Source organism: Methylosinus sp. shoA (assembly GCF_059718125.1).
In genome coordinates this window covers 4,143,520-4,166,219 of sequence record NZ_AP046091.1, presented here as the reverse complement: position 1 = coordinate 4,166,219, position 22,700 = coordinate 4,143,520, and the positions used below count along the sequence as shown (strand labels likewise).

The 22,700-nt window shown below is 67.4% G+C and carries 32 protein-coding genes; 18 read left to right on the top strand and 14 right to left on the bottom strand.

Annotated features, from left to right (window positions below):
• Positions 1–169 precede the first annotated feature (169 nt).
• The 3 genes from AC6IW9_RS19495 to AC6IW9_RS19485 all read left to right on the top strand — a co-directional run bounded on the left by AC6IW9_RS19495 (position 170) and on the right by AC6IW9_RS19485 (position 2,388).
• A complete protein-coding gene (locus AC6IW9_RS19495; protein ID WP_497766406.1) occupies positions 170–1,384 on the top strand; it encodes a PepSY-associated TM helix domain-containing protein in 1,215 nt (404 codons plus the stop codon).
• Positions 1,385–1,505: 121 nt separating this feature from the next.
• Complete coding sequence (locus AC6IW9_RS19490) at positions 1,506–1,949, top strand: adenylyl-sulfate kinase (RefSeq protein ID WP_497766403.1); 444 nt, start codon at positions 1,506–1,508, stop codon at positions 1,947–1,949.
• Positions 1,950–2,022: 73 nt separating this feature from the next.
• Positions 2,023–2,388: a DUF1636 family protein gene (locus tag AC6IW9_RS19485; protein WP_497766400.1), complete on the top strand. Its 366-nt coding sequence runs from the start codon at positions 2,023–2,025 to the stop codon at positions 2,386–2,388.
• Positions 2,389–2,437: 49 nt separating this feature from the next.
• On the opposite strand, the gene ppa is transcribed toward AC6IW9_RS19485, so the two are convergent.
• From ppa to AC6IW9_RS19465, 4 genes are all read right to left on the bottom strand, one after another.
• Positions 2,438–2,968 carry an inorganic diphosphatase gene (gene ppa, locus AC6IW9_RS19480; RefSeq protein WP_497766396.1) on the bottom strand — a complete coding sequence of 177 codons (531 nt, stop codon included), beginning with the start codon at positions 2,966–2,968 and terminating at the stop codon, positions 2,438–2,440.
• Positions 2,969–2,992: 24 nt separating this feature from the next.
• Positions 2,993–3,514 (bottom strand): GNAT family N-acetyltransferase, encoded by a 522-nt coding sequence (locus tag AC6IW9_RS19475; protein WP_497766392.1) that lies wholly within the window; start codon positions 3,512–3,514, stop codon positions 2,993–2,995.
• A 127-nt stretch (positions 3,515–3,641) separates the two neighbouring features.
• On the bottom strand, positions 3,642–4,514 hold the full coding sequence (gene uppP, locus AC6IW9_RS19470; RefSeq protein ID WP_497766389.1) for an undecaprenyl-diphosphatase UppP: 873 nt from the start codon (positions 4,512–4,514) through the stop codon (positions 3,642–3,644).
• A 138-nt stretch (positions 4,515–4,652) separates the two neighbouring features.
• Positions 4,653–5,519, bottom strand: a complete 867-nt coding sequence (locus AC6IW9_RS19465) for a class I SAM-dependent methyltransferase (RefSeq protein WP_497766386.1) — start codon at positions 5,517–5,519, stop codon at positions 4,653–4,655.
• A gap of 194 nt (positions 5,520–5,713) precedes the next feature.
• Between AC6IW9_RS19465 and AC6IW9_RS19460 the strand changes: the two genes are divergently transcribed.
• From AC6IW9_RS19460 to AC6IW9_RS19450, 3 genes are all read left to right on the top strand, one after another.
• Positions 5,714–6,667, top strand: a complete 954-nt coding sequence (locus AC6IW9_RS19460) for an acetyl-CoA carboxylase carboxyltransferase subunit alpha (protein WP_497772565.1) — start codon at positions 5,714–5,716, stop codon at positions 6,665–6,667.
• A gap of 59 nt (positions 6,668–6,726) precedes the next feature.
• Positions 6,727–7,341 carry a Holliday junction branch migration protein RuvA gene (gene ruvA, locus AC6IW9_RS19455; protein ID WP_497766382.1) on the top strand — a complete coding sequence of 205 codons (615 nt, stop codon included), beginning with the start codon at positions 6,727–6,729 and terminating at the stop codon, positions 7,339–7,341.
• Between the two features lie 304 nt (positions 7,342–7,645).
• Positions 7,646–8,023 (top strand): hypothetical protein, encoded by a 378-nt coding sequence (locus tag AC6IW9_RS19450; protein WP_497766380.1) that lies wholly within the window; start codon positions 7,646–7,648, stop codon positions 8,021–8,023.
• Positions 8,024–8,025: 2 nt separating this feature from the next.
• On the opposite strand, the gene AC6IW9_RS19445 is transcribed toward AC6IW9_RS19450, so the two are convergent.
• On the bottom strand, positions 8,026–8,271 hold the full coding sequence (locus tag AC6IW9_RS19445) for an acyl carrier protein (protein ID WP_497766376.1): 246 nt from the start codon (positions 8,269–8,271) through the stop codon (positions 8,026–8,028).
• Positions 8,272–8,648: 377 nt separating this feature from the next.
• Between AC6IW9_RS19445 and AC6IW9_RS19440 the strand changes: the two genes are divergently transcribed.
• The 6 genes from AC6IW9_RS19440 to sciP all read left to right on the top strand — a co-directional run bounded on the left by AC6IW9_RS19440 (position 8,649) and on the right by sciP (position 11,843).
• A complete protein-coding gene (locus tag AC6IW9_RS19440; protein ID WP_497766373.1) occupies positions 8,649–8,858 on the top strand; it encodes a cold-shock protein in 210 nt (69 codons plus the stop codon).
• A gap of 73 nt (positions 8,859–8,931) precedes the next feature.
• Positions 8,932–9,630 (top strand): tetratricopeptide repeat protein, encoded by a 699-nt coding sequence (locus AC6IW9_RS19435; protein ID WP_497766369.1) that lies wholly within the window; start codon positions 8,932–8,934, stop codon positions 9,628–9,630.
• A gap of 42 nt (positions 9,631–9,672) precedes the next feature.
• Positions 9,673–10,275: a malonic semialdehyde reductase gene (locus AC6IW9_RS19430; protein WP_497766367.1), complete on the top strand. Its 603-nt coding sequence runs from the start codon at positions 9,673–9,675 to the stop codon at positions 10,273–10,275.
• A gap of 13 nt (positions 10,276–10,288) precedes the next feature.
• Positions 10,289–10,699 carry a DoxX family protein gene (locus AC6IW9_RS19425; RefSeq protein ID WP_497766364.1) on the top strand — a complete coding sequence of 137 codons (411 nt, stop codon included), beginning with the start codon at positions 10,289–10,291 and terminating at the stop codon, positions 10,697–10,699.
• Positions 10,700–10,994: 295 nt separating this feature from the next.
• The gene (locus AC6IW9_RS19420) at positions 10,995–11,336 is read left to right on the top strand and encodes a septal ring lytic transglycosylase RlpA family protein (protein WP_497766362.1); all 342 of its coding nucleotides are present in this window, start codon (positions 10,995–10,997) and stop codon (positions 11,334–11,336) included.
• Between the two features lie 231 nt (positions 11,337–11,567).
• Complete coding sequence (gene sciP, locus AC6IW9_RS19415) at positions 11,568–11,843, top strand: CtrA inhibitor SciP (RefSeq protein ID WP_003613141.1); 276 nt, start codon at positions 11,568–11,570, stop codon at positions 11,841–11,843.
• 83 nt (positions 11,844–11,926) lie between these two features.
• Here sciP and AC6IW9_RS19410 read toward each other — a convergent pair whose 3' ends face one another.
• The 4 genes from AC6IW9_RS19410 to AC6IW9_RS19395 form a co-directional block, all read right to left on the bottom strand.
• Positions 11,927–12,892 (bottom strand): lysylphosphatidylglycerol synthase domain-containing protein, encoded by a 966-nt coding sequence (locus tag AC6IW9_RS19410; protein ID WP_497766357.1) that lies wholly within the window; start codon positions 12,890–12,892, stop codon positions 11,927–11,929.
• 173 nt (positions 12,893–13,065) lie between these two features.
• A complete protein-coding gene (locus AC6IW9_RS19405; RefSeq protein WP_497766354.1) occupies positions 13,066–13,458 on the bottom strand; it encodes a flagellar export protein FliJ in 393 nt (130 codons plus the stop codon).
• Between the two features lie 96 nt (positions 13,459–13,554).
• Positions 13,555–13,827: a hypothetical protein gene (locus AC6IW9_RS19400; RefSeq protein WP_497766351.1), complete on the bottom strand. Its 273-nt coding sequence runs from the start codon at positions 13,825–13,827 to the stop codon at positions 13,555–13,557.
• A gap of 120 nt (positions 13,828–13,947) precedes the next feature.
• A complete protein-coding gene (locus AC6IW9_RS19395) occupies positions 13,948–14,172 on the bottom strand; it encodes a hypothetical protein (protein WP_497766348.1) in 225 nt (74 codons plus the stop codon).
• 60 nt (positions 14,173–14,232) lie between these two features.
• Between AC6IW9_RS19395 and AC6IW9_RS19390 the strand changes: the two genes are divergently transcribed.
• The gene (locus AC6IW9_RS19390; protein ID WP_497766345.1) at positions 14,233–15,090 is read left to right on the top strand and encodes a LysR family transcriptional regulator; all 858 of its coding nucleotides are present in this window, start codon (positions 14,233–14,235) and stop codon (positions 15,088–15,090) included.
• Positions 15,091–15,183: 93 nt separating this feature from the next.
• Here AC6IW9_RS19390 and AC6IW9_RS19385 read toward each other — a convergent pair whose 3' ends face one another.
• The 3 genes from AC6IW9_RS19385 to ftsY all read right to left on the bottom strand — a co-directional run bounded on the left by AC6IW9_RS19385 (position 15,184) and on the right by ftsY (position 17,519).
• Positions 15,184–15,687 carry a hypothetical protein gene (locus AC6IW9_RS19385; RefSeq protein WP_497766343.1) on the bottom strand — a complete coding sequence of 168 codons (504 nt, stop codon included), beginning with the start codon at positions 15,685–15,687 and terminating at the stop codon, positions 15,184–15,186.
• 171 nt (positions 15,688–15,858) lie between these two features.
• Positions 15,859–16,473 (bottom strand): septation protein A, encoded by a 615-nt coding sequence (locus tag AC6IW9_RS19380; RefSeq protein WP_497766340.1) that lies wholly within the window; start codon positions 16,471–16,473, stop codon positions 15,859–15,861.
• Entirely contained in the window at positions 16,470–17,519 is a 1,050-nt protein-coding gene (gene ftsY, locus AC6IW9_RS19375; protein WP_497766338.1) for a signal recognition particle-docking protein FtsY, read from the bottom strand. Before ftsY ends, AC6IW9_RS19380 begins: the two co-directional genes overlap by 4 nt.
• A gap of 138 nt (positions 17,520–17,657) precedes the next feature.
• On the opposite strand from ftsY, the gene AC6IW9_RS19370 reads away from it, so the two are divergent.
• Entirely contained in the window at positions 17,658–19,739 is a 2,082-nt protein-coding gene (locus tag AC6IW9_RS19370) for a PAS domain-containing HWE histidine kinase family protein (protein WP_497766335.1), read from the top strand.
• Positions 19,736–20,095: a response regulator gene (locus AC6IW9_RS19365; protein WP_497766332.1), complete on the top strand. Its 360-nt coding sequence runs from the start codon at positions 19,736–19,738 to the stop codon at positions 20,093–20,095. Before AC6IW9_RS19370 ends, AC6IW9_RS19365 begins: the two co-directional genes overlap by 4 nt.
• A 99-nt stretch (positions 20,096–20,194) precedes the next feature.
• On the opposite strand, the gene AC6IW9_RS19360 is transcribed toward AC6IW9_RS19365, so the two are convergent.
• Together AC6IW9_RS19360 and AC6IW9_RS19355 are read right to left on the bottom strand one after the other, a co-directional pair.
• Positions 20,195–20,422 (bottom strand): GDCCVxC domain-containing (seleno)protein, encoded by a 228-nt coding sequence (locus tag AC6IW9_RS19360; protein WP_497766330.1) that lies wholly within the window; start codon positions 20,420–20,422, stop codon positions 20,195–20,197.
• Positions 20,423–20,851 carry a mercury transporter MerT gene (locus AC6IW9_RS19355; RefSeq protein ID WP_497766328.1) on the bottom strand — a complete coding sequence of 143 codons (429 nt, stop codon included), beginning with the start codon at positions 20,849–20,851 and terminating at the stop codon, positions 20,423–20,425.
• Positions 20,852–20,920: 69 nt separating this feature from the next.
• Between AC6IW9_RS19355 and AC6IW9_RS19350 the strand changes: the two genes are divergently transcribed.
• The 3 genes from AC6IW9_RS19350 (at position 20,921) to AC6IW9_RS19340 (ending at position 22,700) form a co-directional block, all read left to right on the top strand.
• A complete protein-coding gene (locus AC6IW9_RS19350) occupies positions 20,921–21,328 on the top strand; it encodes a MerR family transcriptional regulator (protein WP_497766325.1) in 408 nt (135 codons plus the stop codon).
• Positions 21,329–21,520: 192 nt separating this feature from the next.
• Entirely contained in the window at positions 21,521–22,366 is an 846-nt protein-coding gene (locus AC6IW9_RS19345) for a tRNA nucleotidyltransferase (RefSeq protein WP_497766322.1), read from the top strand.
• 55 nt (positions 22,367–22,421) lie between these two features.
• On the top strand, positions 22,422–22,700 hold the full coding sequence (locus AC6IW9_RS19340; RefSeq protein WP_497766320.1) for a hypothetical protein: 279 nt from the start codon (positions 22,422–22,424) through the stop codon (positions 22,698–22,700).

The following is a 22,700-nucleotide window of genomic DNA, read 5'->3' as shown; positions in this document are numbered from 1 at the left end:
ATCGGCGTCGGTCGCCGCCTCGTCCGGTCTTTGCTTTTCGTGACCGGCGTCATACGCTGGCCGCACAGGCGGCGGGCCGAGCGGACGGCCCGGAAGGCGCGCGGCGCGGCGGATCGAGGCATATGCGCGCGCCCCGCGCTCGCCTGGGATGCGGAAGTGGAGGCCATTCATGACACGCGGATTTTTTGTATCGCTGCATCGCTGGGTCGGTTTGACCATGGCGGGCTTTCTCATCATCGTCGGACTGACCGGCAGCCTGCTCGCCTTTCTGCCCGAGCTCGAGCACTGGCTCGCTCCGGAGCTGCATCCGGGCCGCCATCCGGGCGTGGAGCTCGATCCGGCGACGCTCATGCGGCGCGCCGAGGCGCTGGCGCCCGACGCGCTCATCGACACCGCCTATCTCGGCGAGGAAGGCGTCGCCCATATCGGCGTCGAGCCGCGGCCGGGCGGTCCGGCGCTCGACTATGACGATCTGGTTCTCGACCGCGTCACCGGAGCGGAGCTCGGCCGCACCAAATGGGGCGACCTGCCGACGACATCGGCCGCCATCATGCCTTTCGTCTACCGCCTGCATTACCAGCTGGCGGCCGGCACGATCGGCGCGTGGGTGCTCGGCTTGATCGCGCTCGCCTGGACGATCGACTGCTTCGTCGGCTTCTATCTCACCCTGCCGCTGCCGAGCCGCGCGAACGCCCGCGGCTGGCTCTCGCGCTGGAAGCCGGCTTGGCTCGTCAAGCTGCGCGGTTCGTTCTACCGCATCAATTTCGATCTGCATCGCGCCAGCGGCCTGTGGATGTGGATCGCGCTGCTGATCTTCGCCTGGTCCAGCGTCTATTGGAACTTGAACGGCTTCTACACGCGCGCCATGAGCCTCTTGTTCGATTACGAGCAGTCGGCCTGGGCCGAGGAGCTCGAGATCGAGTCTGCGCCGGGCAAGCAGTCGCTCGCCTGGGAGGAGGCGCAGGCGATCGGCGCCCGGCTGACGGAGGAGCAGGCCCGCGCGCATGATTTCACCGTGGAGGCTCTCGAGGCCTTCTATCTGATGCGCGAGAAAGGCGTCTTCCAATATCGCGTGCGCTCGTCGCTCGACATCGGCGATAGACATGGAGCGACGAGCGTCGTTTTCGACGCCTATACGGGCGCGTTCCTCCGCGTCGAGCTGCCGAGCGGGCGGCGCCTCGGCAATACGATCACCAGCTGGCTCGCCGCGCTGCACACGGCCAATGTCTTCGGCCTGCCCTACCGCATCTTCGTCTCGGTCCTCGGCGTCGTCATCGCCACGCTGTCGGGCACCGGCGTCTACATCTGGTGGAAAAAGCGCAAGGCGCGGGTGAAGCGCGCGTCGGACGCGCCGGCGCCGGCGCTCCAGACGACCGACGCGTGAAACGATGGAGGGGAGCGGAGGCGGTTCCGGCGCGGGCAACGCCGGGGCGGATTTGGCGCGGGCCGGGATTTGGCCTAATGCTCTCCGCTCTCGATCCTCCTCCCGCGGCGATCCTGTGAGAATGACCGGCCACGCTCATCGGAAAATTTTGATCATGGGCCTTCCCGGCGCCGGAAAGACCACTCTCGCCCGCGCGCTCGCGCCTTTGCTGCGCGCGGTGCTGTTCAACGCCGACGAGGTTCGCGCCAATCTCAACAAGGATCTGGGCTTCTCGCTCGAGGACCGCATCGAGCACGCCCGCCGCATGGGCTGGCTCTGCGACAAGGTCGTCGAGGCGGGCGGGATCGCCATCGCCGATTTCGTCTGTCCGACGCCGCAGACGCGCGCGGCCTTCGGCGCGGCGACGGTCGTCTGGGTCGACCGGATCAGCGAAGGGCGCTTTCCCGACACCAACCGCCTGTTCGCGCCGCCGGAGGCCTACGCCATGCGCGTGACGGCGGGCGAGCCGGCGTCCGTCTGGGCCGAGCGCGTCGCCTCTCTGGTTCGCTCCGCGGCGTCGCGTTGAGCCGTTCTCGATCTGCGTGTAAGACCGCCTCGATGCTCAGGGCCGGCCGAGCCGCCCGTTCGAGGTGGGATTCATGCCGAACAAAATGACCGTCTATATTTGCACCGTCTGCCGTCAGAAGGACGAGCCCGAGGTGCGTCCCGGCCAGCAGCTCGTCGAGCGGCTCGAGGCGCGGCTCACGCCGCAGGATCGGGAGATCATCTCGGTCGAGACCGTCGAATGTCTCGGCGTCTGCACCAGGCCCTGCACGCTGGCCATGGCCTCCCCGGGGAAATGGACCATTGTGCTCGGCGATTTCGACGCCGAAAAAGATGTCGATGACCTCGTCCAGTCCCTTCATCTCTACGCCGCCTCGGAAAATGGCCGCGTGCCGAAGAAGGATCGGCCCGAGGCGTTCCGCAGGGGCGGCGTGTCGCGCACGCCGCCGGCGCCGAGATGAACGAATAGCGAGTAGCGAATAGTTCTCCTCGCCACTCGCTATTCGCCCCTCACTCCTTTTTCCCTCGTTCGATCGCCTCCGAGATGATCTTCCGCGCGGCGTCGGCGTCGCCCCAGCCGGTCGACTCGACCCATTTGCCGGGCTCGAGATCCTTGTAATGGGCGAAGAAATGCTCGATCTGCCGGGTCGTGATCTCCGGCAGGTCGGTGTAGTTTTCCACCTTCTCGTAGCGCTTGGTGAGCTTGGGCGCCGGCACGGCGATGATCTTTTCGTCGCCGCCCGCTTCGTCGCGCATATAGAGCACGCCGATCGGCCGCACGGCGATCACGGCGCCCGGCGCGATCGGCCGCGTATTGGCGACCAGCACGTCGCACGGGTCTCCGTCCTCCGACAGGGTGTGCGGGATGAAGCCGTAATTGCCCGGATAGCGCATGGACGTGTAGAGGAAACGGTCGACGACCAGAGTTCCCGACGCCTTGTCCAGCTCATATTTGATCGGCTCGCCGCCGAGCGGCACCTCGATGACCACATTGACTTCGAAAGGGGGATTCACGCCGATTTGTATGGCGTCGAGACGCATGCAGGAAGCTCCTGTGAGGGGAATTCAGCGGACGGGCGCGGAGACGAAGCCGAAGGCGACGCGCGTCAGCATATCGTCGCCGAAGCGCTCCTCCGCCTGCCGGATCGGCAGGCCGCCGAGCCGGCGATAGAAGCCGAGCGCCTTGTCGTTGTCCGCCAGCGCCCAGACGACGGTGGAAAGATAGCCGTGCTCGGCGAGCTCCTGCCGGGCGGCGGCGAACAGCTCGCGGCCGAAGCCGAGGCCTTGATATTCCGGCAACAGGTAGATTTCGAAAATCTCGCCGGAATAAGGCATGGATGGGACGCGGTTGCGCCCATAGGTGACATAGCCGACGATCGAGCGGCCGAATTCCAGCACCAGAATGCCGCTGCCGCGCACGATGGCCCGCGCCCACCATTGCGGGCCGCGGCGGGCGATCATGCGCTCGAGCTCGCCCCCGGGAATGACGCCGCGATAGGCGTCGCGCCATGAGAGATCATGCACATAGGTAATCGCCTCGGCGTCGCCGGGGCCGGCATGACGAATGGAGGAGGCGATCTTGACCATGGGGCGATGTTAGGTCCCGAGGCCCCTGTTCGGCAAGTGTCCGGCGCCGACAAAGCGAACAAAAATGAAAGATGACCGCGGGGCGCGCCGTTCGGCGCAGGCGGGAGCGGAGCCGCCGCCGGGCCGCTCAAGCGAGCAGGCCCGTCGACGCGCCGACGAGCAGCACGATTCCGATGAAGGCCCGGTAAGCGACGAAGGGCCAAGCAGAGAATCGCTCGAGCACGCGCAGGAGCCCCCAGATCGCCGCGAAGGCGGAAATGGAGGCGACGACGAGGCCGACGGCGAGCACCGACCAGCCATGCGCGTCGAGATGGGCCTTGTGCAGTTCGTAGAGCTCCTTCAGCCCCGCGAGGGTGATCGCCGGCAGGCCGAGCAGGAACGAGAACTGCGCCGCCTGCTCGCGCTTCAGATCCAGGAAGAGGGCCGCCGTGAGCGTCGAGCCGGAGCGGGAAACGCCCGGAATGAGCGCGCCCACCTGGGCGAAGCCCACGATCAGCGCGTCCTTGAGGCTCACATGGTCGATGGTGCGCGAGTGGTTGCAATAGAGCTCGGCGATGGCGAGGAGCGCCGCCATCACCAGGCAGGAGATGCCGATCACCGGCAGGCTGCGCAGAGGCGATCCGCAAGTGTTGAGCGTGTGGGACAGCGCGATGCCGGCGAGACCGATCGGGACGGTCGCCAGCGCGATCCAGACCACGAATCGAAAACTCCAGTCGCGAAAATCGCGCCGCAGCAGCGCGCGCGTCGAACCGACGGCGAGGCTGCGGATGTCGCCCCAGAAATAGCTCACCACGGCGGCGAGGGCGGCGAGCTGCATCGCCGCGGAGAAGGCCGAGCCCGGGTCCTTCCAGCCGAGCAGCGCCGGCACGATGCGCATATGCGCGGTGGAGGAGATGGGCAGCAGCTCGGTTATGCCCTGCACGACGCCGAGCGCCGCGACCTTGGCGTAGCCGAGCTCGATGAAGCCGGTGTCGAGTCCGGCGGTGCAAGCCGAGGCCATGTAGCCTTCTCCGAAAAACGAGGCGACCTTCTCCGAGCGAGGCCTTGGCCGCTCGGCGCGAATCGTCCGGCGCGGCGTCTGCCGCTTTGTCTCAGACAGATGGTTAAGGATCAACCTCGAGCCGAGCCGGCGGCGGAGCTAGACGCGCCCGCGCGCCAGCCGCACGAAGGCGTGGAGGCCGTTCTCGCGGCGGCCGAAATATCGCGCGTTCAGCTCTTCGGGCTCGAATGTCTCGACCTGCGTGAAGCCGAGCGCGCGCAGCCGCTCGCGCAACGCGGCAGGGTCGAAGGCGGAACGCCAGGGTTCGCCCATGTCGGCGGCGTTGCGGCGCATCGTCTCGGCGGTCGCCTGCGCGACCGGATCGAGGAGGGTCGGCGGCGGACGGAAATCGAAGACGATCGCGCTGCCGCGCGGCAGGGAGGCGACGAAGGCGAGCGTTTCCATCACCGCTTCTTCCGTCAGATAGACGGCGACGCCGAGCCAAGAGACGCAGGCCGGAAGATCGGCGCGGAATCCCGCGTCGGCGAGCCCCTGCGCCAGGGTCTGCCGTTCGAAATCGACCGGCGCGAAGGCGAGTCCGTCCGGCGGCGCGAGGCCCGCCTCGGCGAGGAGCCGCCGTTTCCAGCTCTGCGTCGCGGGATGGTCGACCTCGAAGACGCGAAGACCCCTATGGGGATTGCGCAGGGCGAATGTGTCGAGCCCGGCGCCGAGCACGACATATTGCGAGACGCCCGCCGCGACGGCGCGGTCCACTTCCTCTTCCGCAAATTTGCTCCGCAGAACGACGGTGGCGCGGGTGCTCCGCGACAGCGGATCGTCGAGCTGGAACGGATCATGCCGCAGCTCGGCCTCGGCCTCGCGCCCGAGGATCGGCAGGGCGAAAGAGTCCTCGAGAACGATCGGCTCGTCGATGAGCTGATGGACGGCGCGAAGCCGGGCGACCCAGAGCGCCGTGCGGCTCGGTTTTCCGGCTTGCAGCAGTTCGGTGGCGGAGACGTCCTGCAACTTTCCCGATCCGGCGCGACACGGAAGCTCGCTCTTCCGTCCGTTCCCTCATGGTCGCGACGGCCGGTATCGCGCAAGAAGAAAATCGGGGTTTCGGCCGCGCCGTCCGCGTTCTTGACTTCCGGCTCCGATGCGGCCAGTTTCCGCGCCTCGCCGCCAGGCTCTTCGCCGCAATCTCCGTGTCCGCCCGCCTCATGCGTTTCTATCTCGACTTCGAAAAACCCGTCGCCGAGCTCGAGACCAAGGTCGAGGAGCTGCGCGCTCTGGCCTCCAAGGGCGACGGGGTGTCGATCGGCGAGGAGCTCGCCAAGCTCGAGGGCAAGGCGGCCAAGGCGCTCGCCGATCTCTACGCAACTCTGACCCCCTGGCAGAAGATTCAGGTCGCGCGCCATCCGCAGCGGCCGCATTTCTCCGATTACGTGCGGCTCTTGTTCGAGGAGTTCACCCCGCTCGCCGGCGACCGCGCCTTCGGCGAGGACGCGGCGGTCGTCGGCGGTTTCGCGCGCTTTCGCGGCGAGCCGGTCTGCGTCATGGGACAGGAGAAGGGCTCCGACACGACGAGCCGGCTCGCGCATAATTTCGGCATGGCGCGGCCGGAGGGCTATCGCAAGGCGGCGCGGCTGATGGAGCTCGCCGACCGCTTCGGCCTGCCGGTCGTCTCGCTCGTCGACACCGCCGGCGCCTTTCCGGGCATAGACGCCGAAGAGCGCGGCCAGGCGGAGGCGATCGCCCGCTCGACGGAGGTTTCGTTGTCGCTCGGCGTCCCCAACGTCGCCGTGGTGGTCGGCGAGGGCGGCTCGGGCGGCGCCGTCGCCATCGCCACCTGCAACAAGGTGCTGATGCTGGAGCACGCCGTCTATACGGTGGCCTCGCCCGAGGCCTCGGCCTCGATCCTGTGGCGCGACGCCACCAAGGCGCAGGATGCGGCGACCAGCATGAAGATCACCGCCCAGGACCTGCTCAAATTCGGCATCATCGACGTCATCGTCGCCGAGCCGCCGGGCGGCGCGCATCGCGATCCGCAGGCCGCGGTGACCGCGGTCGGCGAGGCGATCGACCATGCGCTGGCGGGACTCGGCAATCTGTCGCGGGCGCAGATCGTCGACGCCCGGGCGGAGAAATTTCTGTCGATCGGACGCAAGATCTGACAGCTTTCGCCCGAGCCTTCCGGCTCGCATTCGAACCGCGCGCGAATGGAGCGGGCGCGATGATCGGCAAGCTCAGAGGCGTCGTCGATTCCTATGGCGAGGATTTCGTGATCCTCGACGTGCAGGGCGTCGGCTATGTCGTGCATTGCTCGACGCGCACGCTCCAGAAGCTGCCCCCGGCGGGAGAGGCCGCGGCGCTCGCCATCGAGACGCAGGTGCGCGAGGATTCGATCCGCCTGTTCGGCTTCTCCGCCGACGCCGAGCGCGACTGGTTCCGCCTGCTGCAAACGGTGCAGGGCGTCGGCGCCAAGGTCGCCCTCGCCATTCTCTCCATTCTCGGTCCCGGCGAGCTCGCCGCGGCCATCGCCGGGCAGGACAGGGCGATGGTGGCGCGCGCCTCGGGCGTCGGTCCCAAGCTCGCCGCCCGCATCGTCGCAGAACTGAAGGACAAGGCGCCGGCCTTCGCGGCCATCGATCCCGCGGTCGCGCGTCTCGCGGGCGAGGCCGAGGCGAGCGCGCCCCAGGCGGCGCGGGACGCCATATCGGCGCTGGTCAATCTCGGCTACGGCCGGCCGCAGGCGTCCGCGGCGGTCGCTGCGAGCCTGAAGGCGCTCGGCGAGGGCGCCGACGCCGGCGCGCTGATCCGGCGCGGGCTCAAGGAGCTCGCCGGCTGAGGATCAGAACTGGTCGACTCGATACGACACATGTTCGGCCGCGCCGGCGATCGCCGCTCCCATCGCCATCGAGCCGCAATACGCGAACGATGCGAGGAAAGGGCTCCGAGCCGAACCTCTGATCGCACGCCGGTCGGCGCCGGCGTGCGTCCGCGCACAGACGGCGCAGCCTTGCGCGGCTCATGACGCCGGCCTCACGAAACATTAGCCATGGTCGGAATTCGCCGCGCCGTCGCTGGCGATGCGGGCGCATCGCGCCATCTGACCGGCGAGGTCGCGAAGGGCGGCCGCATGGAGGTTCGTCATGTCGCGTTCGGCATTCGGCGCGCGCCAAATCGGCGCGCTGTTTCTCGGCTTGATCGCTTTTGCGCTGTTCGCGATCTTCGTCTCCGTGCAGCGCGCCGCCGCCGCGCCGTCGCGCGAAGAGCCCTTGTTCGCGCAATGCGGCCTCGACAATCTCCTCCCGGTCTCCGGCCTGGAATACGCCAAAGGCCGCATCGTCGCGCGCGGCGGGCCGGAAGAGGGGCGCAGCGCGATCGCCGTCCGGCGCTGGATGGAATCGTCGCCGCCCGTCCTTCCCGGTCTGCTCGCCTTTCACGTCGACCGGGAATGGCCGGCCGCCGGTCTCCTCGCCGCCGCCGATCCGACGGCGCGCTATTGCCCGTCGGGCGCCCAGCTGTGAACTCAGGCGGCCTTGCGCTCGAGCTGGCGCAGGCTCGACACGATGGAGTCGATCGTCGCGAAGGTCTGGCGACGCACCATGCGCTCGGGGAATTGCAGGCCGAGCGCCTCCTCGAGCGCCAGCATGATCTGGACCGCGGCGAAGGAGGTGAGGCCGATCTCATAGAGATCCGCATTCGCCGACAGCGTCCGCGCCGGCGCCGGCAGGCCTCCGTGTTCGTCGATCATTTGCCGCACGAGGTCGATCATTCCCTTGGGTCCTGCTGTCCGCCGGCGGCGCGCGTCGCGTCGCCGAAATCCGCCGTTCACGAGGATTTGCCGATCATTCGACCGATCGTCCGTGAATCCGAGGTTAAGATTGCCGCCCTCGTTCTGAACGCCGCATGAATTGCGGGGCGACTCGATCGAAAGGGTAAGCAGAATCTTTCTCCTGTGGAAAATGCGTACGCGCGGAGGGCGGGTCCATCGTTGCCAGGCGCCGGACGCGTTTCTATATTCGCCTCATCGATTTTTCGGCCTGACGACTTGGCCGCGCTTCGGAGACGAAGCCGCTGACGACCTCTCCCAAATATCGATCGACCCGGCCTGCACGCTTGCGGGCCTCTTCTCCAATGGGAGAGACGTGAATGGCGACTGGAACCGTGAAGTGGTTCAACGCGCAAAAGGGCTATGGCTTCATCCAGCCCGACGACAACGGCAAGGACGTGTTCGTCCATATCAGCGCGGTGGAGCGCGCCGGACTTCGCGATCTGCGCGAAGGGCAGAAGGTCGACTATGAGCTGACCCAGGATCGCCGCACCGGCAAATCCGCGGCGGATCGGCTGAAGGCGCTCTGATCCCGCACCGAAATGGAAAGGCCGCCCACGGGCGGCCTTTCTCATGAGCGGGGAGTGGGCTAAACTCGCGTTCATGCGCAAGGCGATCCCTGCCATCTCGCTGTCGCTCTGTCTGGTCTGCGCGGCTCCGCCGGTCGCATTCGCGGCGGAGACGCACGAGCATTATCTCGACATTCCCGGCCTCGGCCGGGTTCCGATCCCGTTGCCGCCGGGCGCGACCGTGTTCGGCCCCTCGCATGCGGCGCCGCCGCTTGCGGCTCCGTCTCCCGAAATCGGCGAAGCCGCGCCGCGCCCGAACGGGATCGATTCCTTGTTCGCTCGCCTCTCCGAAGCGCGCAGCGAGGAAGAGGCCGAAGCTCTCGTGCAGGCGATCGGCCGCATCTGGGCGCGCTCCGGCTCGGCGACCGCGGATCTGTTGATCGGGCGCGCCGCCCTGGCGGCCCGCGCCGGCCAAAATCGATTGGCCCTCGATCTCCTCGACCATATCGTCAGGCTGGAGCCTGCCTGGCCGCAGGCGCTGGTCGCCCGCGCCGAGATGCGGCTCTCCCTCGGCGACGCCGAAGGCGCCGAGGGCGATCTCGACGCCGCCGTGCGGCTCGATCCGCGCCGCTTCGACGCATTGGGCGCCCTTGGCGTTCTGCGTGAGCGCGCCGGAGAGCCGACGCGCGCGCTCGACGCCTATCGCCGCGCCCTCGCCCTCCATCCGCGCCGGGAGGAATGGCGCCGGGCCGAGCAGCGTCTCGAGCAGGAGATGACGGGCCGGGACATTTGACGCGGGCGAGCGTTTTCCCCGCGGTGAACGACGGAGGCAGGGATGACGGGAGAGCCGCACGATAGTCTCGACGAAACCGCGCTGGCGCAGCTGTTCACGCAGGCGCGCACGCACAATGGCTGGCTCGACCGGGAGGTTCCCGACGCGCTGCTGCGGCAGGCGGTCACGCTGGCGCTGTGGGGGCCGACCAGCGCCAATTGCCTGCCTGCGCGCTTCGTCTTCGTCCGATCGAAGGAGGCCAAGGAGCGTCTCGCGCCGGCGCTCGCGCCGGGCAATCTCGCCAAGACCATGGCCGCGCCCGCAACCGCGATCGTCGCCCACGACCTCGCCTTCTACGAGCATTTGCCGCGCCTCTATCCGGCGACCGACGCGCGCTCCTGGTTCGCCGGCAATCAGCCGCTGATCGAGATTACGGCGTTCCGCAACGCCACTCTGCAGGGCGGCTATCTCATCCTGGCCCTGCGCGCGGCCGGGCTCGACGTCGGGCCGATGAGCGGCTTCGACAACGCCAAGGTCGACGCGGAATTCTTCCCCGAGGGGAATGTGAAATCCAATTTCCTGATCAATATAGGCTATGGCGATCCGGCCAAGCTCTATCCGCGCGGCCCGCGCTTCGCCTTCGACGAGATCGCCTCCATCCTCTGAGGGAGTGCTATTCATGGACTGGAGCCGGCGGGCGTCCGAGCTGGCGCCGAGTTTCCGAGGCGTGCTGCGCATCGTTGCGGCCGTCCTGTTCCTGCAGCACGGGACCGCCAAGCTGTTCGGCGTTCCCCATGTCGCCATGTTCGACGGGCTCCGGCTGTTCTCGCTGCTCGGCGCGGCCGGGATCATAGAATTGGTCGGCGGCCTGCTGCTGCTCGTCGGGCTGTTCACGCGTCCGGTCGCCTTCATCCTCGCGATAGAGATGGCCGTCGCCTATGGGGTCGCCCATGCCGGCAAGGCGCCGCTGCCGATCCACAACCAGGGCGAGCTGGCGTTCCTCTATCTGGTCGTCTTTCTCTATTTCGCCGCCGCGGGGCCCGGGCGCTTCGCGCTCGATCGGGGCGCCGCCGCCGGCGGCGAAAAATGAGCGAAACGGCGCCTGTCGCACAGCGAAGGCGCCGATTCTCCCTGAATGTTGCATTTTTATCACATAAAGTAATCGAGGTGTCTGAATATTGCAAAATGCGTCCGTCGCTACTCGAGCCAATAGTATAGATTAGCCGCAAATATTTGTTGGCGTCATTTGTCGCGCTGCAGCGCAAATTCGATCGTCTGATCGACGGACTCGGCCGCCACTATTCGATCACATCTTGTCCTTAGCGCGGGTCTACCTGACCACGGCGACGCTCGAGGCGTTGCGACGGGCGCGAGGAGGAGAGTGAGTGAAGCATTTCATCATCGGCTTGGCGGTTGTTTCCGGTTCGACGAGCGCAGCGTTCGGGCAGTCCTTTACCGGCAAGGCGTCCTACTACGGCTATGGCGGGCGCACGGCGAGCGGGGCGCGCGTGGGCCATATGACGGCGGCGCATCGCACGCTCCCTTTCGGCTCCAAGGTGCGCGTGACCAATATCGCCAATGATCGATCGGTGATCGTCACCATCAATGATCGCGGCCCCTTCGTGCGCGGGCGAGTCATCGACGTGTCGGTCCATGCGGCCGAGAGCCTCGGCTTTCGCTCGGCCGGCCTCGCCCGGGTGAAGGTCGAAAAAGTGTCGGAGCGCTAGACGTTCGCCGATCCCACCGGGTCGGCAACTGTCTAGTTTTTCATTCAGTGCGAATTCTGTCCGCTCGAACGATTGCGTTCGAGCGGAAAGCGTTCCGGGCGGCGGCGCCCATATCCGTAAAATCCTAAGCATAATTGGCGGCAAACACAGGAGTTTCGCTTAGGCAAATATTAAATCGGCGCGCCTATAGATCGGCTAGTCGAGTATGGTCGAGAGTATGCGAGTAGCAAAATGACCGAGACGCATCGTCCGCGTGTCAAATATGTGATCGGGCCGGACGGGAGCCCCCTGACGATCGCCGATCTGCCGCCGCCAACGACCAAGCGCTGGGTGATCCGCCGCAAGGCGGAAGTCGTCGCGGCGGTGCGGGGCGGGCTGCTCTCCCTCGAGGAGGCGTGCAGCCGCTACACGCTGACGGTCGACGAGTTCCTGAGCTGGCAGATGTCGATCGACCAGCACGGTCTCGCCGGATTGCGGACGACGCGCCTGCAGCAATATCGCGTCTGACGCGAAAGGGATGACGACGAATACGGAAAAGAGCCGGTCCGCCGAGAAGGGGCGGAGCCGGCTCTTCGTGTATTCCAGTCCCCTCAGCCGCGGTTGCGCAGCGCTTCGGCGAGGCGTCTGCGCTCGAACAGCACCACGACGACGAGGGCGCACATCAGCGGCACGATCAGATAGAGCAGACGGAACACGAGCAGGGCCGACAGCACATTGAGCCGCGGCACGTCCGGCATCGCCTTGATGAACACCAGCTCGAACACGCCGAGCCCCCCCGGCGCGTGCGAGACGAGGGCGGCCGAGAAGGATAGGAGAAAAGTGCCGAGCACCACGAGATAGGGCATGTCGCTTCCGGCCGGCAGAGCGAAATAGATGATTCCGGCCGCGCCGATCAGCTCCATCGGCGCCGCGAACATCTGGCGGATCATCACCTCGGGCCGCGGATAGAGAAAGCGCAGCTTACCGATGGTGATCGGCTTGAAGTGCATCAGCGAGCCGACGACATAGAGCGCGACCGCGCCGAGGGCGGAGAGGCCGACGACCAGCGCCGTGTGCTCGTGGGTCAGCACATCCGGCAGCATGCCGGACAGGCGGCTCAGCAGGCTCGGCTGAAAGGTGAGCAGCAGGCCGGCGAGCAGCACGGTGCCGAGCCCGAACGTGTAGGAGCAGAGCACGACGAGAACGGCCACTTGTCCGGCGGTGAGGCCCTTCGTCGAATAGGCGCGATAGCGCACCACCGCGCCCGAGAAGACGGAGGCGCCGATATTGTGCGACAGCGCGTAAGTGGTGAAGGAGCATAAGGAGATGAACAGCCAGGAGATGTGCTTCACGCCGAGGTGCAGCAGCGCGATGCGGTCGTACCAGGCGAGCGCGGCATAGGCGAGAAGCGAGCAGCCCGCGGCTGCGGCCCAGTGCGTGGGTGGGATCGCCTTCAGATCCGCCCAGACCTCTTGTCCGACCGCCTCGCCGCGAAACTCCCCGTAGAGCAGGTAGAAAGATCCGACGACGGCCAGCAGGCCGACGACGGGCCAGACATATTCCAGGATTTTTTTCATGCGGCGACGCTTTGACGCTTTCAGAGGCGAGACGTCCCCCCGCGGGGACGCGGCTCTCAGTCGCACGGCGCCGGCACAACCGCAAGTCCCGTCAACGGGAGCATGGGCGTGCGAGCGCTCGCGTGGCGCGGCGACGACGGCAACCGTGATGCGCGCGGACGTGTGGCGACGCTTCAGACGCGGCGAGCGGCTTCGCGCCGGTCTTGGCCGTGTCGGTCGGGCACGACGTCCAGCATGCGGTCCCGCGCCTCCTGGCTCTGCGCCTTGGCGAGCTCTTCGGATGCGTCCTTCAGATGATCTTCCGCCTCGGCGAGCTGGCTGCGCAGGTCGGCGACCGAGCGCATGAGATTGTCGCGCCGCGCGCGCGCGGCGCGGGCATAAGTCGGATAGGCGAAATGATTGGGATCGCTGATGTTCGCCCGCTGCTCCTCATGCGCGATCTCCCGATCGAGATCGCCGGTCATGCGGGAAAATTCAGCGATCATCGTCTGTAGCTGCGCCACCCGGCGGCGGCACTCCTCCGCCTGAAAGCGCTTCAGGCGGATCAAGGCATCTCGCGATTTCATTTCCACTCTCCGGCACACGATACATTCGACGCTTGCGAACTCGGTCGCAACATCCGCGAGACGAGCGAACTATGGCGCAAGGAGGTTGCTCGAACGTTACTGGCGAGCCTGTCCCGCCGGCGCGGGCGGCGCGCCTCTCTTCGTATCTCTGTCGGCGCGCCTCCCCTTTCCACCGGTGAGATCTACGGAGAGGGCGCGCGTCCCGCCGCCGCCGCGATCCGTGCGTGAGAGAAGCAGCGGCGGGGCGGCGACGGCGACGCCGGGCGCCGCGACGTCGTCGGCGCGTTCGGCGGCCGCCGGAGCCGGCATGGCCAGCAGATACAGCGTCGCCGCGGCGGCGACTTTCCCGAGGAAGCAGATTTTCGACATGGCGTAGGCGGAGCGTGAGAGGGGCGGCGGCCTCGCGGCGCGAGCGATTGCGCCGGCGCGGGCGGCCGACCATCGTCTCGTCGCTCCGATCTATCCGTTCCGCAGTGCGGTCGCGCACAGTCAGGACAGCGAGGCGGCAGGATAGGCCTTCTGCGCCTTGGCCGGCGTCAGATAAAAGCGCTCGCCCTCGCGATAGGCCGCGTTGCCGCTCACCACCTCGAACTCACAGAGCCCGTCGCTGTCGGCGCGGGGCGCGCCGAGCAGGCGCACGCTCCTGGGCAGCGGGCCGAGCTCGGCGGCGCAGCCGACGCCCTCCGCCTTCTTCAAGATCGCCCGCTCGCTCATCGCGCTCTCCGACTTTCCGCCCGTGGCGGGATATTTCTCGCCGGATGCGGGGGAGTCCAATTGTCGTTTCCGATTCCACGATGCAATTTGCGCATCATGGAGCTGCAATGGATCGACGATTTCCTCGCCCTCTGCGAGACGCGCAACTTCACCCGGGCCGCGCAGGCCCGCTGCACGACGCAATCGGCCTATAGCCGGCGGATGCAGCGGCTGGAGGACTGGCTCGGCGCGCCTCTGTTCGATCGCGAGCGGCGGCCGGTGGCGCTCACGCCCGCCGGCGAGGAGTTTCTCTCTCGCGCGCATCGGCTGCGCGACGACATATTCGACGCCCGCCGCGCGGTCCTCGCGGTGTCGAGCCATCTCGAGAAATCGCTGCGCGTCTACACCACCAATACGCTCGCCGCGACGGTGCTGTCGCCCTGGCTGATCGAGTGCGGGCTGCGCAATTATTCACTGATCGTCGCCTCCGTGTCCGGCTGCCTCGAGGCGGTCCGCCGCAGGCACGCCGATCTGGCGCTCACGCCGCATTTCGGCGACACCGAGGCGCTCGCCGGCCTCGCGACGCGCGCGATCGGCGAAGATCGTCTGATCCTGGCGCAGAGCCGTGGCTCGAAGGCGCCGGTGGCGCTGGCGGATGACCGGCTCGTCGGCCCGCTGATGCTCTACACGCCCGGCACGCAATATGGCGCGCGGATCGCCGCCATGCTCGACGCTCATCGAATTCGGATCCGGGAGCGGCCGGTCTGCGAGAGCGCCTCGGCCGAGGCGCTGCTGGCTCAGGTGAAGGCCGGACTGGGCGCGGCCTGGATCCCGGCGGTCCTGCTCGGCGGAGAGGCGGCGGTTCGCTGCCCGGTCCCCGATTATTTCGACATCCCCTACACGATCCTGATGGTCGAGCCATCGGCCGGGAGCGTGTAGTCGGAGACGGCGGTCGAAGACGCTTCCGACCGCCATCGCCTTTTCTGATGCGCCGCGGCTATGCGCCGCGAACGCTTTCGGTTGCGCCCGGTCCTATTCGACGGTTCCGGGCTGAAGGCTGAGCCGGACCAGATGAAGCGCGATGCCGACCGGCTCGGCGCTCGCAGCGCTCGCGATCATCGCCGAGCAATGCACATTGGCGGTCGTCGCGGCGATCACGGCCGACCCTTGGTCGACATACACGCCTTGGGAAAGGAGCGCGTCCTCGGAGAACTGGGCGGTCGCGTGCGTCGAGGCCGTGAAGGTCTGCAGGGCGCCGATCGTATAGGTCGCGATGCGGACGGTGGCGCCGTCGTGATTGTAGATCCGGAAGGAGATGCTTTCCGGAACGGCGCTCCGGCTTGTACAGTGAAACGAGGTCGCCACGCCCTGATTCTGCGCCTGGCCGTCGTCACGCACGCCCGCGACACGGTAGATGTGCCGCAGGGGTCCAGATCCCACGGTCTCGGCCGTCGTCGCGCCGACCGTCCCGCTCTGCTTGTTGAAACGGTCGGACGCAAAAGCCGGCAGGGCCGACGCGATGCCGACCGCCGCCAAAAGCCAGCTGCTGTTTTTCATTCTAAAGCCCCCAATAGCCCCAGTCGATACAAGATATTCGACAGGCGCGACTTGATAGGGCCTTATTGTGACAGTCGAACGAAGGGAGAGCCGGCTCGCTGAAAATTCAGGGACGCGGGTCGGCGCTCGATCGTCGCACGGCGCGGGCGGTCAGAAGTGGCTATCCGGATCCTCGGCGTTCGCGTCGCGCAACTCGTGCCGCAGCATCAGCGGAATTTGCGCGAAGGCGAACAGCAGGGTGAGCGGCAATATGCCGAACACTTTGAAATTCACCCACACGTCGGTGCCGACGCTGCGCCGAACGACCTCGTTGAGACCGGCGAGGAAGAAAAAGAAGAAGCTCCAGCGCCAAGTGAGCTTGCGCCAGCCGGCGTCGTCGAGGTGAAAGGCGGAATCGAAGACGGCCGGCAGCAGCAGCTTGTCGAACCAGAGCGCGCCGAGCAGCGCGGAGCCGAACAGGGCGTAGAGAATGGTGACCTTCAGCTTGATGAAGCTCTCGTCCTGCAGGAAGAAGGTCAGCGAACCGAAGATCAGCACGAAGATCGCCGTCACCACCGGCATCGCCGGCAGATGCCGCGTGATCGAATAAGAGACGGCGAGCGAGACGACCACCGCGGCCATCAGCGCGGCGGTCGCGTAGAAAATGCCGAACTTCTGATTGGCGAGGAAGAACAGGACGAGCGGCCCCATCTCCAGCGCCAGCTTCAATCCCGGCGCGAGGCGCTTCTTGCGCGGCGCGAGGCCGGCGCTCGTTTCGTCGATCATGGGGTGGTTTCCGTTTTCTCTTCGCCGCCGTCCGGCTCGAGCCCGGCGATGGCGCGGGCGAAATCGCGCGCGGTGAAGGGCTCGAGGTCCTCCGCTCCTTCGCCGACGCCGATGAAGTGGATCGGCAGGCCGTATTTTTCCGCGATGGCGACGAGAATGCCGCCGCGCGCCGTTCCGTCGAGCTTGGTCATCACGAGGCCGGTGACGCCGGCGGTCTTGCCGAAGACGTCGACCTGGGCGACGGCGTTCTGCCCGACCGTCGCGTCGAGCACGAGAAGCACGGCATGCGGCGCCTCAGGCTCGGCCTTCTTCATCACGCGCACGATCTTGGCGAGCTCGGCCATGAGCTCGGCGCGGTTCTGCAGGCGGCCGGCGGTGTCCATCAGCAGAATGTCGGAGCCGCGCTCGCGCGCCGATTTGATCGCGTCGAAGGCGAGGCCGGCTGCGTCCGCCCCTTCGGGCGCATAGCACACCGCCACATCGAGCCGTTCGCCCCAGAAGCGGAGTTGCTCTACTGCGGCGGCGCGGAAAGTGTCGCCGGCGGCGAGCATCACCTTGCGCCCTTCGGCTGTCCATTTCGCGGCTAGCTTGGCGATGGTCGTCGTCTTGCCGGAGCCGTTGACGCCGACGACCAGGACGATGAACGGCTTCTTGCTCTCGTCGAGCGCGAAGGGGCGCGCGACCGGCGTCAGCACGCGCTCGACCTCCTCGGCGAGGATCGCCCGCACCTCGTCCGGCCCGATCGATTTTTCGTAGCGCGCCTTGCCGACCGTCGCGGATATGCGCTGGGCGGCCGCGAGGCCGAGGTCGGCGCGCACCAGCACGTCCTCGAGCTCCTCGAGGGTCAGAGCGTCCAGTTTGCGCTTGCCGAAGAGGTCGGAAATGCCCTGGACGATCGCCTGCGACGATCGCGCGAGCCCCCCGGTCAGCCGCTCCCACCAGGAGCGCTTGCGTCCGGGCTCCTCGGGCGCCCCCGTCGTCGGGGCGCCCGCGCCGCTCCCGAACAGGCGCGCGAACAAGCCCTTTTTCTCCTCGGCTTCGCTCATGGTCTCCCTCGATCGCAGCGACTGCCTACACCAGCCCGCGACGAAGGGCCAGCGGGGCGTCGCAGGCGCGAGTGCTTGAATCGGCCGCCGCCGATTTCGATATAGGCGGCGAGGGGGCGTATTCGGAATCGAACACTGGTGACAGCAACCGAGATCGAGGCCGCCGCGAGGCCGTCCGAACGGTCCTTCCTCGGCGAGGGCGAAACGGCCGCACTGATCGCCGCAACGGATTGGTCCGCGACGCCGCTCGGCGACTCCCGCCGCTGGTCGAAGCGGTTGCGCGTGATGCTCGAAGTGTGCCTCAACAGCGCATTTCCGATCGCTATCTTCTGGGGCGAGGAGCTGCGCCTTTTCTATAATGACGCTTATCACGTCTTTCTCGCCGACAAACATCCGCGCGCGCTCGGCCGGCCCGCGCGCGAGGTGTGGCCGGAAATCTGGGACGTGATCGGCCCCATGCTGCAGGGCGTGCTGGCGGACGGGCGGCCGACCCGTTCGGAGGATCTGCAGCTCGATCCGATACGCAACGGTCGCCGCGACGAGGCCTATTTCAGTTTTTCCTACGGACCCATCTTCGACGACGACGGCTCGGTCGGCGGCGTCTTCTGCCCGGTCGTCGAGACCACCGAACGGGTGATCGGCGAGCGGCGGCTGCGGACGTTGCGCGATCTCGTCGCCGTGAGCAGGGCGGTGGACGAGACGCAGGCATGCCGCGTCGCGGCGAGCGTGCTCGCCGTCAATGACGCCGACATTCCCTTTTCCGCGATCTACCGGCTCGACGAGCCGCCGGGCGAGGCGACGCTGATGGCCTCCACCGGCGCGCCGCCCGGCGCGCGCGCCTTCCCCGCGCGGCTGAGGCTCGGCGATCCCGATCCGTTTCGCGGCGACATCTGGGGCCTCGCCGACGTCGCGGGCTTGCGGCCGGGGCGCGTCGCCATGCGCACGCTGGACGCGCGCTATGGCGTGCTGCCGCGCGGCGCCTGCGCTTCCGCGCCCGACGAGGCGGTGCTGTTCCCCGTCGTCCTGCCGGGACAAAATCGCGCCGCCGCGGCCTTGATCGCCGGCGTCAGCGCCTGCAAGCGGCTCGACGCCGCCTACGCCTATTTCCTCGACCGCGTCGCAGCCAAGATCGGCTCGGCGATGGTCGACGCCCGCGCCTATGCGGACGAGCGCGCCCGCGCCGAGGCCACTCGCTCGCGCGAGGAGGCGTTGCGGCGCACCGAGGCGGAGCTGCGCGAGGCGCAGCGTCTCGGCCGCATCGGCAGCTGGCGCTGGAGCGGCCGGCGCCGCGACAGCGGCCGCGCCTCGCCCTATCTCGCCCAGATCTTCGGGCTCGATCCGAAACGGCCGCCGCCGAGCTTCGCCGAACAGAAGGGCCTGCTCTACGCGCCCGCCGACTGGGAACGGCTCGAGGCGGCGGCGCGCCGCACTCTGCGTTCCGGCGAGGGTTTCGAGCTGGACCTGCCGGCGCGTCGCGTGGACGGGGCCGGCATCTTCGTCACCATCCGCGGCGAAGCGGTGCGCGAGGAGAGCGGCGAGATCGTCGGCCTGCGCAGCACCATCCAGGACATCACCGAGCGCAAGAAGGCCGAGGAGCGCGTCGAGCTCTTGATGCGCGAGGTGACCCATCGCGCCAAGAACCTGCTCACCGTGGTGCGCGCCGTCGCGCGCCAGACCGCGCGCCGGGATTCGCCCGCGGCCTTCGCCCAGCGCTTCGACCACCGCATCGCCGCGCTCGGCGCGAGCCACGATCTGCTGGTGCAGAACGAGTGGCGCGGCGTCGACCTCGAGGCGTTGGCGAGATCGCAGCTCGCCCATTTCCGCGATCTGTTCGGCTCGCGCATCCGCATCGAAGGGCCGCGGACGATCGTCAAGCCGTCCGCCGGCCAGACGATCGGCATGGCGCTGCACGAGCTCGCGACCAACGCCGGCAAATATGGCGCGCTGTCGACGGATGTCGGCGAGGTGCGCATCGCCTTCGGGGTCGCCGCCGACGAGGGCGGCGGGCCGCGCTTCGAGATGAGCTGGCGCGAGAGCGGCGGGCCGGCCGTCGTTCCGCCGAGGCGCCATGGCTTCGGCCATATGGTCATTCTGCAGATGGTCAAGCATTCGCTCGGCGGGCAGGTGACCCTCGACTATGCGCCGGCCGGGATCGCATGGACGGTGCGCGCGCCGCCTGAAAATGTGATCGAGCCGCCCCAGGGAGAAGCCTCGAGATGAACGAAGACGAGTCGATCCGCATTCTGGTGATCGAGGACGAGCCGGCGATCGCGGCCGATCTGTGCTGGGTCGTCGAGGAGGTCGGCTATGAGATCGGCGGCATGGCGAGCTCGGTCGACGAGGCGATGTCGCTGATCGAAGACGCGCGGATCGACGGGGTGATCCTCGACGCCAATCTGCGCGGCGTCAGCAGCGTCGGCGTCGCCGACGCGTTGCGCGCGCGTCATGTGCCGTTCTTCGTTCTGTCGGGCTATCTGCAGGGACAATTGCCAGGCCCGCTCGCCGACGCGCCCTTCCTCGCCAAGCCCTATGATCAGGACGAGCTCGCCTCCCGCATCCGCGGCTTGGCGCGCTGAGCCGGATCGCCGCGCGGCTCAGTTCGAATTTCCACTATGCGCCATGAGCGGCCCATTCCCACGACGTTCCATATTCGCCGCTTAGCGAACGCGCAGACCTCAACGGCCGGAGCAGCATCCGGCGGCGCGGCCTTCTTCTTCTGCTTCCTGAATCGGCGGGCATGGCGTGTCGCCATAGGAGCAGAAAACGCAACAGTCCCCCGCCTTTGGTTTGAGCAAAGCCCCGCAGCCTCCGCACTCATAGAAGAACTGGCAGGCATCCGTGGGCATGGTCTCAGCCGCTCGATAGCCGCAAGAGGGGCAGGTTATCGTCGAGATGATTTGCATTCACCGCCCCGTCAGGAGTTTCAGCAGCATGGGGTCGATGTAGCCCCAGCTCGCCGCCAGCGCCATAGTGAGCGAGGCGCACAGGAGCAGCCCGAGCGTTGCGCGTGAACGCCGCGGCGACGCACAGGCCGAAGCGGAGGCGCAAGGAGCCGGACGTTTCCACCACCATGCGCCCCATCCCGCGACAATCGTCGAGGCGCCAACCGCCAGAAACGGGACGCGCCATTCGGCGATCCTCTCGAGGCCGCCGAGAACACTCGCGCCTGCGCCCAGCGCGGCGAGACCGAGGGGAATGACGCAGCACGAGGAAGCGACGACCGCGCCGAGACCGGCGACGAGTCCCGAGGCGGCAAACCATTTTGGAGCGGAGGGGTTGGCGGAAGGAGATGCGACGATTGGCGTCGTCTCTCGCGCGGCATTGATGGTCATGGCTCGCCTTTCGTCGATGGTCGCGCTATCCTGCGCCCTGTAGCGACTACGGGTGCAAGAGAAAAAACCATGCAGCCTTTGACGATTGGACGGCTCGCGTCGGCAGCTGGGGTCAATCTGGAGACCGTGCGCTATTACGAGCGCATCGGCCTCATGCTGCCGCCCCCACGGACGGCGAGCGGACGTCGCGCTTATGAAGCGGCGCATATCCGAAGGCTCGCCTTCATCCGCCGCGCCCGCGAGCTCGGATTCGGCATCGAGGACATCCGCGCCCTGCTCGCTCTCGCCGAACCGTCCCGCGTTTCTTGCGCCGAAGTGAGAGAGATTGCACGGACGCACCTCGACGAGGTGCGGGCGAAACTCGCCGACCTCACCAAACTCGAGCATATTCTCGCCGAGACGATCGCCCGTTGTTCGGACGACCCTGCCCCGTCATGTCCCGTGCTCGACATGCTGGCGACGCCGGAGCGTGCATAAGTCGAGACTTTTGCACGGTTGCTCGATACCCATATTTTCAATGGGTTGGGTATTACAAAAGATCTGTGCGAAACCCGCGCTTCGTTTTCTTCCCAGACTCCGGGCTTCCCCCGAATGTCCGCTCGGGGGCCCATCACCCGCGCGGCCCGCCGTTTGCTCTGTGCGGAAAAACATGACAACTTCGGTCTCGCAATGTCAGACGCTTCGTTTCCGACGCCCGATTTCGGGCAGACCCATCCCGGCCTCGCCGTTTTGCGCATGGCCGTCCTGCTCGCCGATGCGGCGGACGCCGCCGGCGACGACGTGCCGAGCCTCATGGCGCAGCAGATCGAGGGGGGCAGCCTCGAAGGCGTCGCCGAGGCGGACGTCTGGGCGGAGCTGGAGCCGGGGCTCATGGGCCGCACGCCGGCCGGAATGCTGAGAATTCTGCGCGGCTGCGGCGCGCTGGAGCGGATCCTGCCGGAGGTCGACGCGCTGTTCGGCGTGCCGCAGATTTCGGAAGGGCAGGGGGAGGTCGATCTCGGCGAGCATCTTCTCGCCGCGCTGGACGAAGCCGCCGCGATCGGCGCGCCGCTCTCCGTGCGTTTCGCTCTGTTGACCATGAACGTCGGCAAGTCGGATTCGCCGCCCGAGCATCTGCCCGTGCATTACAAGCACATCGAGCGCGGCGCGCCGCGCGTGGAGGGGATCGCGGCGCGCTTCGGCGCGCCGGCGGATTGCCGTGAGCTGGCGCTGCTGGCGCTCGCCGAATGCGAGCGCGTGCATCGCGTCTCCGAGGTGCGCGCGGGTCCCGTCGCCCTGATGCTGGAGCGGCTCGGCGCCTTTGACGCGCGCGAGCGCTTCGACCGGCTGATGATGGTCTGCGCCTGCGATTTCCGCGGGCATGGGGAAAGGGACAAGATCTATCCCAAGGCGGCGCTGCTCGCCGCGGCGCTGGAGGCGTGTGCGCCGCTCGGCGCATCCTCGACCTCCGAGGCGCGCGCCGAGGCGATCGCCGCCGCGTTCCGCTCGCGGCGGTGGTCCAGCGAGACGGCGTGAGAGGCGACGCCGCAGTTCCCTCGAACGCTATATTCGCTCGCCGTCTGGAGAAGCCATGGACCTTCCCTCGATCGATCCGCTGATCGCCGCGGGCGTCATTCTGTCGACGGCGGTCACCGACGCGGCCTATGTGATGTTCAATGCGTCGGTCTCGGCGCGAAAGCGCGTCGCGGCGGCCAATTGGAGCAGCGTCTGGTACCTGCTCTCCGCATTCGCCGTGATCAGCTACACGTCGAATTGGGCCTATGTGCTGTTCGCCGCGATCGGCTCCTGGCTCGGCGGCTTCCTCTCCATCACGGCGCTCGAGCGAATAGCTCCTCTGCGGCGGGAGTGA

Excerpts from the sequence above, each read along its gene's own strand:
- uppP (WP_497766389.1), bottom strand. The coding sequence starts at position 4,514 with ATGGCCTCGGCTTGCACCGCCGGACTCGACACCGGCTTCATCGAGCTC.
- AC6IW9_RS19345 (WP_497766322.1), top strand. The coding sequence starts at position 21,521 with ATGTCAGACGCTTCGTTTCCGACGCCCGATTTCGGGCAGACCCATCCC.
- ruvA (WP_497766382.1), top strand. The coding sequence starts at position 6,727 with ATGATCGGCAAGCTCAGAGGCGTCGTCGATTCCTATGGCGAGGATTTC.
- AC6IW9_RS19475 (WP_497766392.1), bottom strand. The coding sequence starts at position 3,514 with ATGGTCAAGATCGCCTCCTCCATTCGTCATGCCGGCCCCGGCGACGCC.
- AC6IW9_RS19405 (WP_497766354.1), bottom strand. The coding sequence starts at position 13,458 with ATGAAATCGCGAGATGCCTTGATCCGCCTGAAGCGCTTTCAGGCGGAG.
- ftsY (WP_497766338.1), bottom strand. The coding sequence starts at position 17,519 with ATGAGCGAAGCCGAGGAGAAAAAGGGCTTGTTCGCGCGCCTGTTCGGG.
- AC6IW9_RS19430 (WP_497766367.1), top strand. The coding sequence starts at position 9,673 with ATGACGGGAGAGCCGCACGATAGTCTCGACGAAACCGCGCTGGCGCAG.
- AC6IW9_RS19495 (WP_497766406.1), top strand. The coding sequence starts at position 170 with ATGACACGCGGATTTTTTGTATCGCTGCATCGCTGGGTCGGTTTGACC.
- AC6IW9_RS19460 (WP_497772565.1), top strand. The coding sequence starts at position 5,714 with ATGCGTTTCTATCTCGACTTCGAAAAACCCGTCGCCGAGCTCGAGACC.
- AC6IW9_RS19340 (WP_497766320.1), top strand. The coding sequence starts at position 22,422 with ATGGACCTTCCCTCGATCGATCCGCTGATCGCCGCGGGCGTCATTCTG.
- AC6IW9_RS19400 (WP_497766351.1), bottom strand. The coding sequence starts at position 13,827 with ATGTCGAAAATCTGCTTCCTCGGGAAAGTCGCCGCCGCGGCGACGCTG.
- AC6IW9_RS19440 (WP_497766373.1), top strand. The coding sequence starts at position 8,649 with ATGGCGACTGGAACCGTGAAGTGGTTCAACGCGCAAAAGGGCTATGGC.
- AC6IW9_RS19410 (WP_497766357.1), bottom strand. The coding sequence starts at position 12,892 with ATGAAAAAAATCCTGGAATATGTCTGGCCCGTCGTCGGCCTGCTGGCC.
- AC6IW9_RS19365 (WP_497766332.1), top strand. The coding sequence starts at position 19,736 with ATGAACGAAGACGAGTCGATCCGCATTCTGGTGATCGAGGACGAGCCG.
- AC6IW9_RS19395 (WP_497766348.1), bottom strand. The coding sequence starts at position 14,172 with ATGAGCGAGCGGGCGATCTTGAAGAAGGCGGAGGGCGTCGGCTGCGCC.
- AC6IW9_RS19445 (WP_497766376.1), bottom strand. The coding sequence starts at position 8,271 with ATGATCGACCTCGTGCGGCAAATGATCGACGAACACGGAGGCCTGCCG.
- AC6IW9_RS19435 (WP_497766369.1), top strand. The coding sequence starts at position 8,932 with ATGCGCAAGGCGATCCCTGCCATCTCGCTGTCGCTCTGTCTGGTCTGC.
- ppa (WP_497766396.1), bottom strand. The coding sequence starts at position 2,968 with ATGCGTCTCGACGCCATACAAATCGGCGTGAATCCCCCTTTCGAAGTC.
- AC6IW9_RS19450 (WP_497766380.1), top strand. The coding sequence starts at position 7,646 with ATGTCGCGTTCGGCATTCGGCGCGCGCCAAATCGGCGCGCTGTTTCTC.
- AC6IW9_RS19425 (WP_497766364.1), top strand. The coding sequence starts at position 10,289 with ATGGACTGGAGCCGGCGGGCGTCCGAGCTGGCGCCGAGTTTCCGAGGC.
- AC6IW9_RS19380 (WP_497766340.1), bottom strand. The coding sequence starts at position 16,473 with ATGATCGACGAAACGAGCGCCGGCCTCGCGCCGCGCAAGAAGCGCCTC.
- AC6IW9_RS19355 (WP_497766328.1), bottom strand. The coding sequence starts at position 20,851 with ATGACCATCAATGCCGCGCGAGAGACGACGCCAATCGTCGCATCTCCT.
- AC6IW9_RS19350 (WP_497766325.1), top strand. The coding sequence starts at position 20,921 with ATGCAGCCTTTGACGATTGGACGGCTCGCGTCGGCAGCTGGGGTCAAT.
- AC6IW9_RS19490 (WP_497766403.1), top strand. The coding sequence starts at position 1,506 with ATGACCGGCCACGCTCATCGGAAAATTTTGATCATGGGCCTTCCCGGC.
- sciP (WP_003613141.1), top strand. The coding sequence starts at position 11,568 with ATGACCGAGACGCATCGTCCGCGTGTCAAATATGTGATCGGGCCGGAC.
- AC6IW9_RS19485 (WP_497766400.1), top strand. The coding sequence starts at position 2,023 with ATGCCGAACAAAATGACCGTCTATATTTGCACCGTCTGCCGTCAGAAG.
- AC6IW9_RS19360 (WP_497766330.1), bottom strand. The coding sequence starts at position 20,422 with ATGCAAATCATCTCGACGATAACCTGCCCCTCTTGCGGCTATCGAGCG.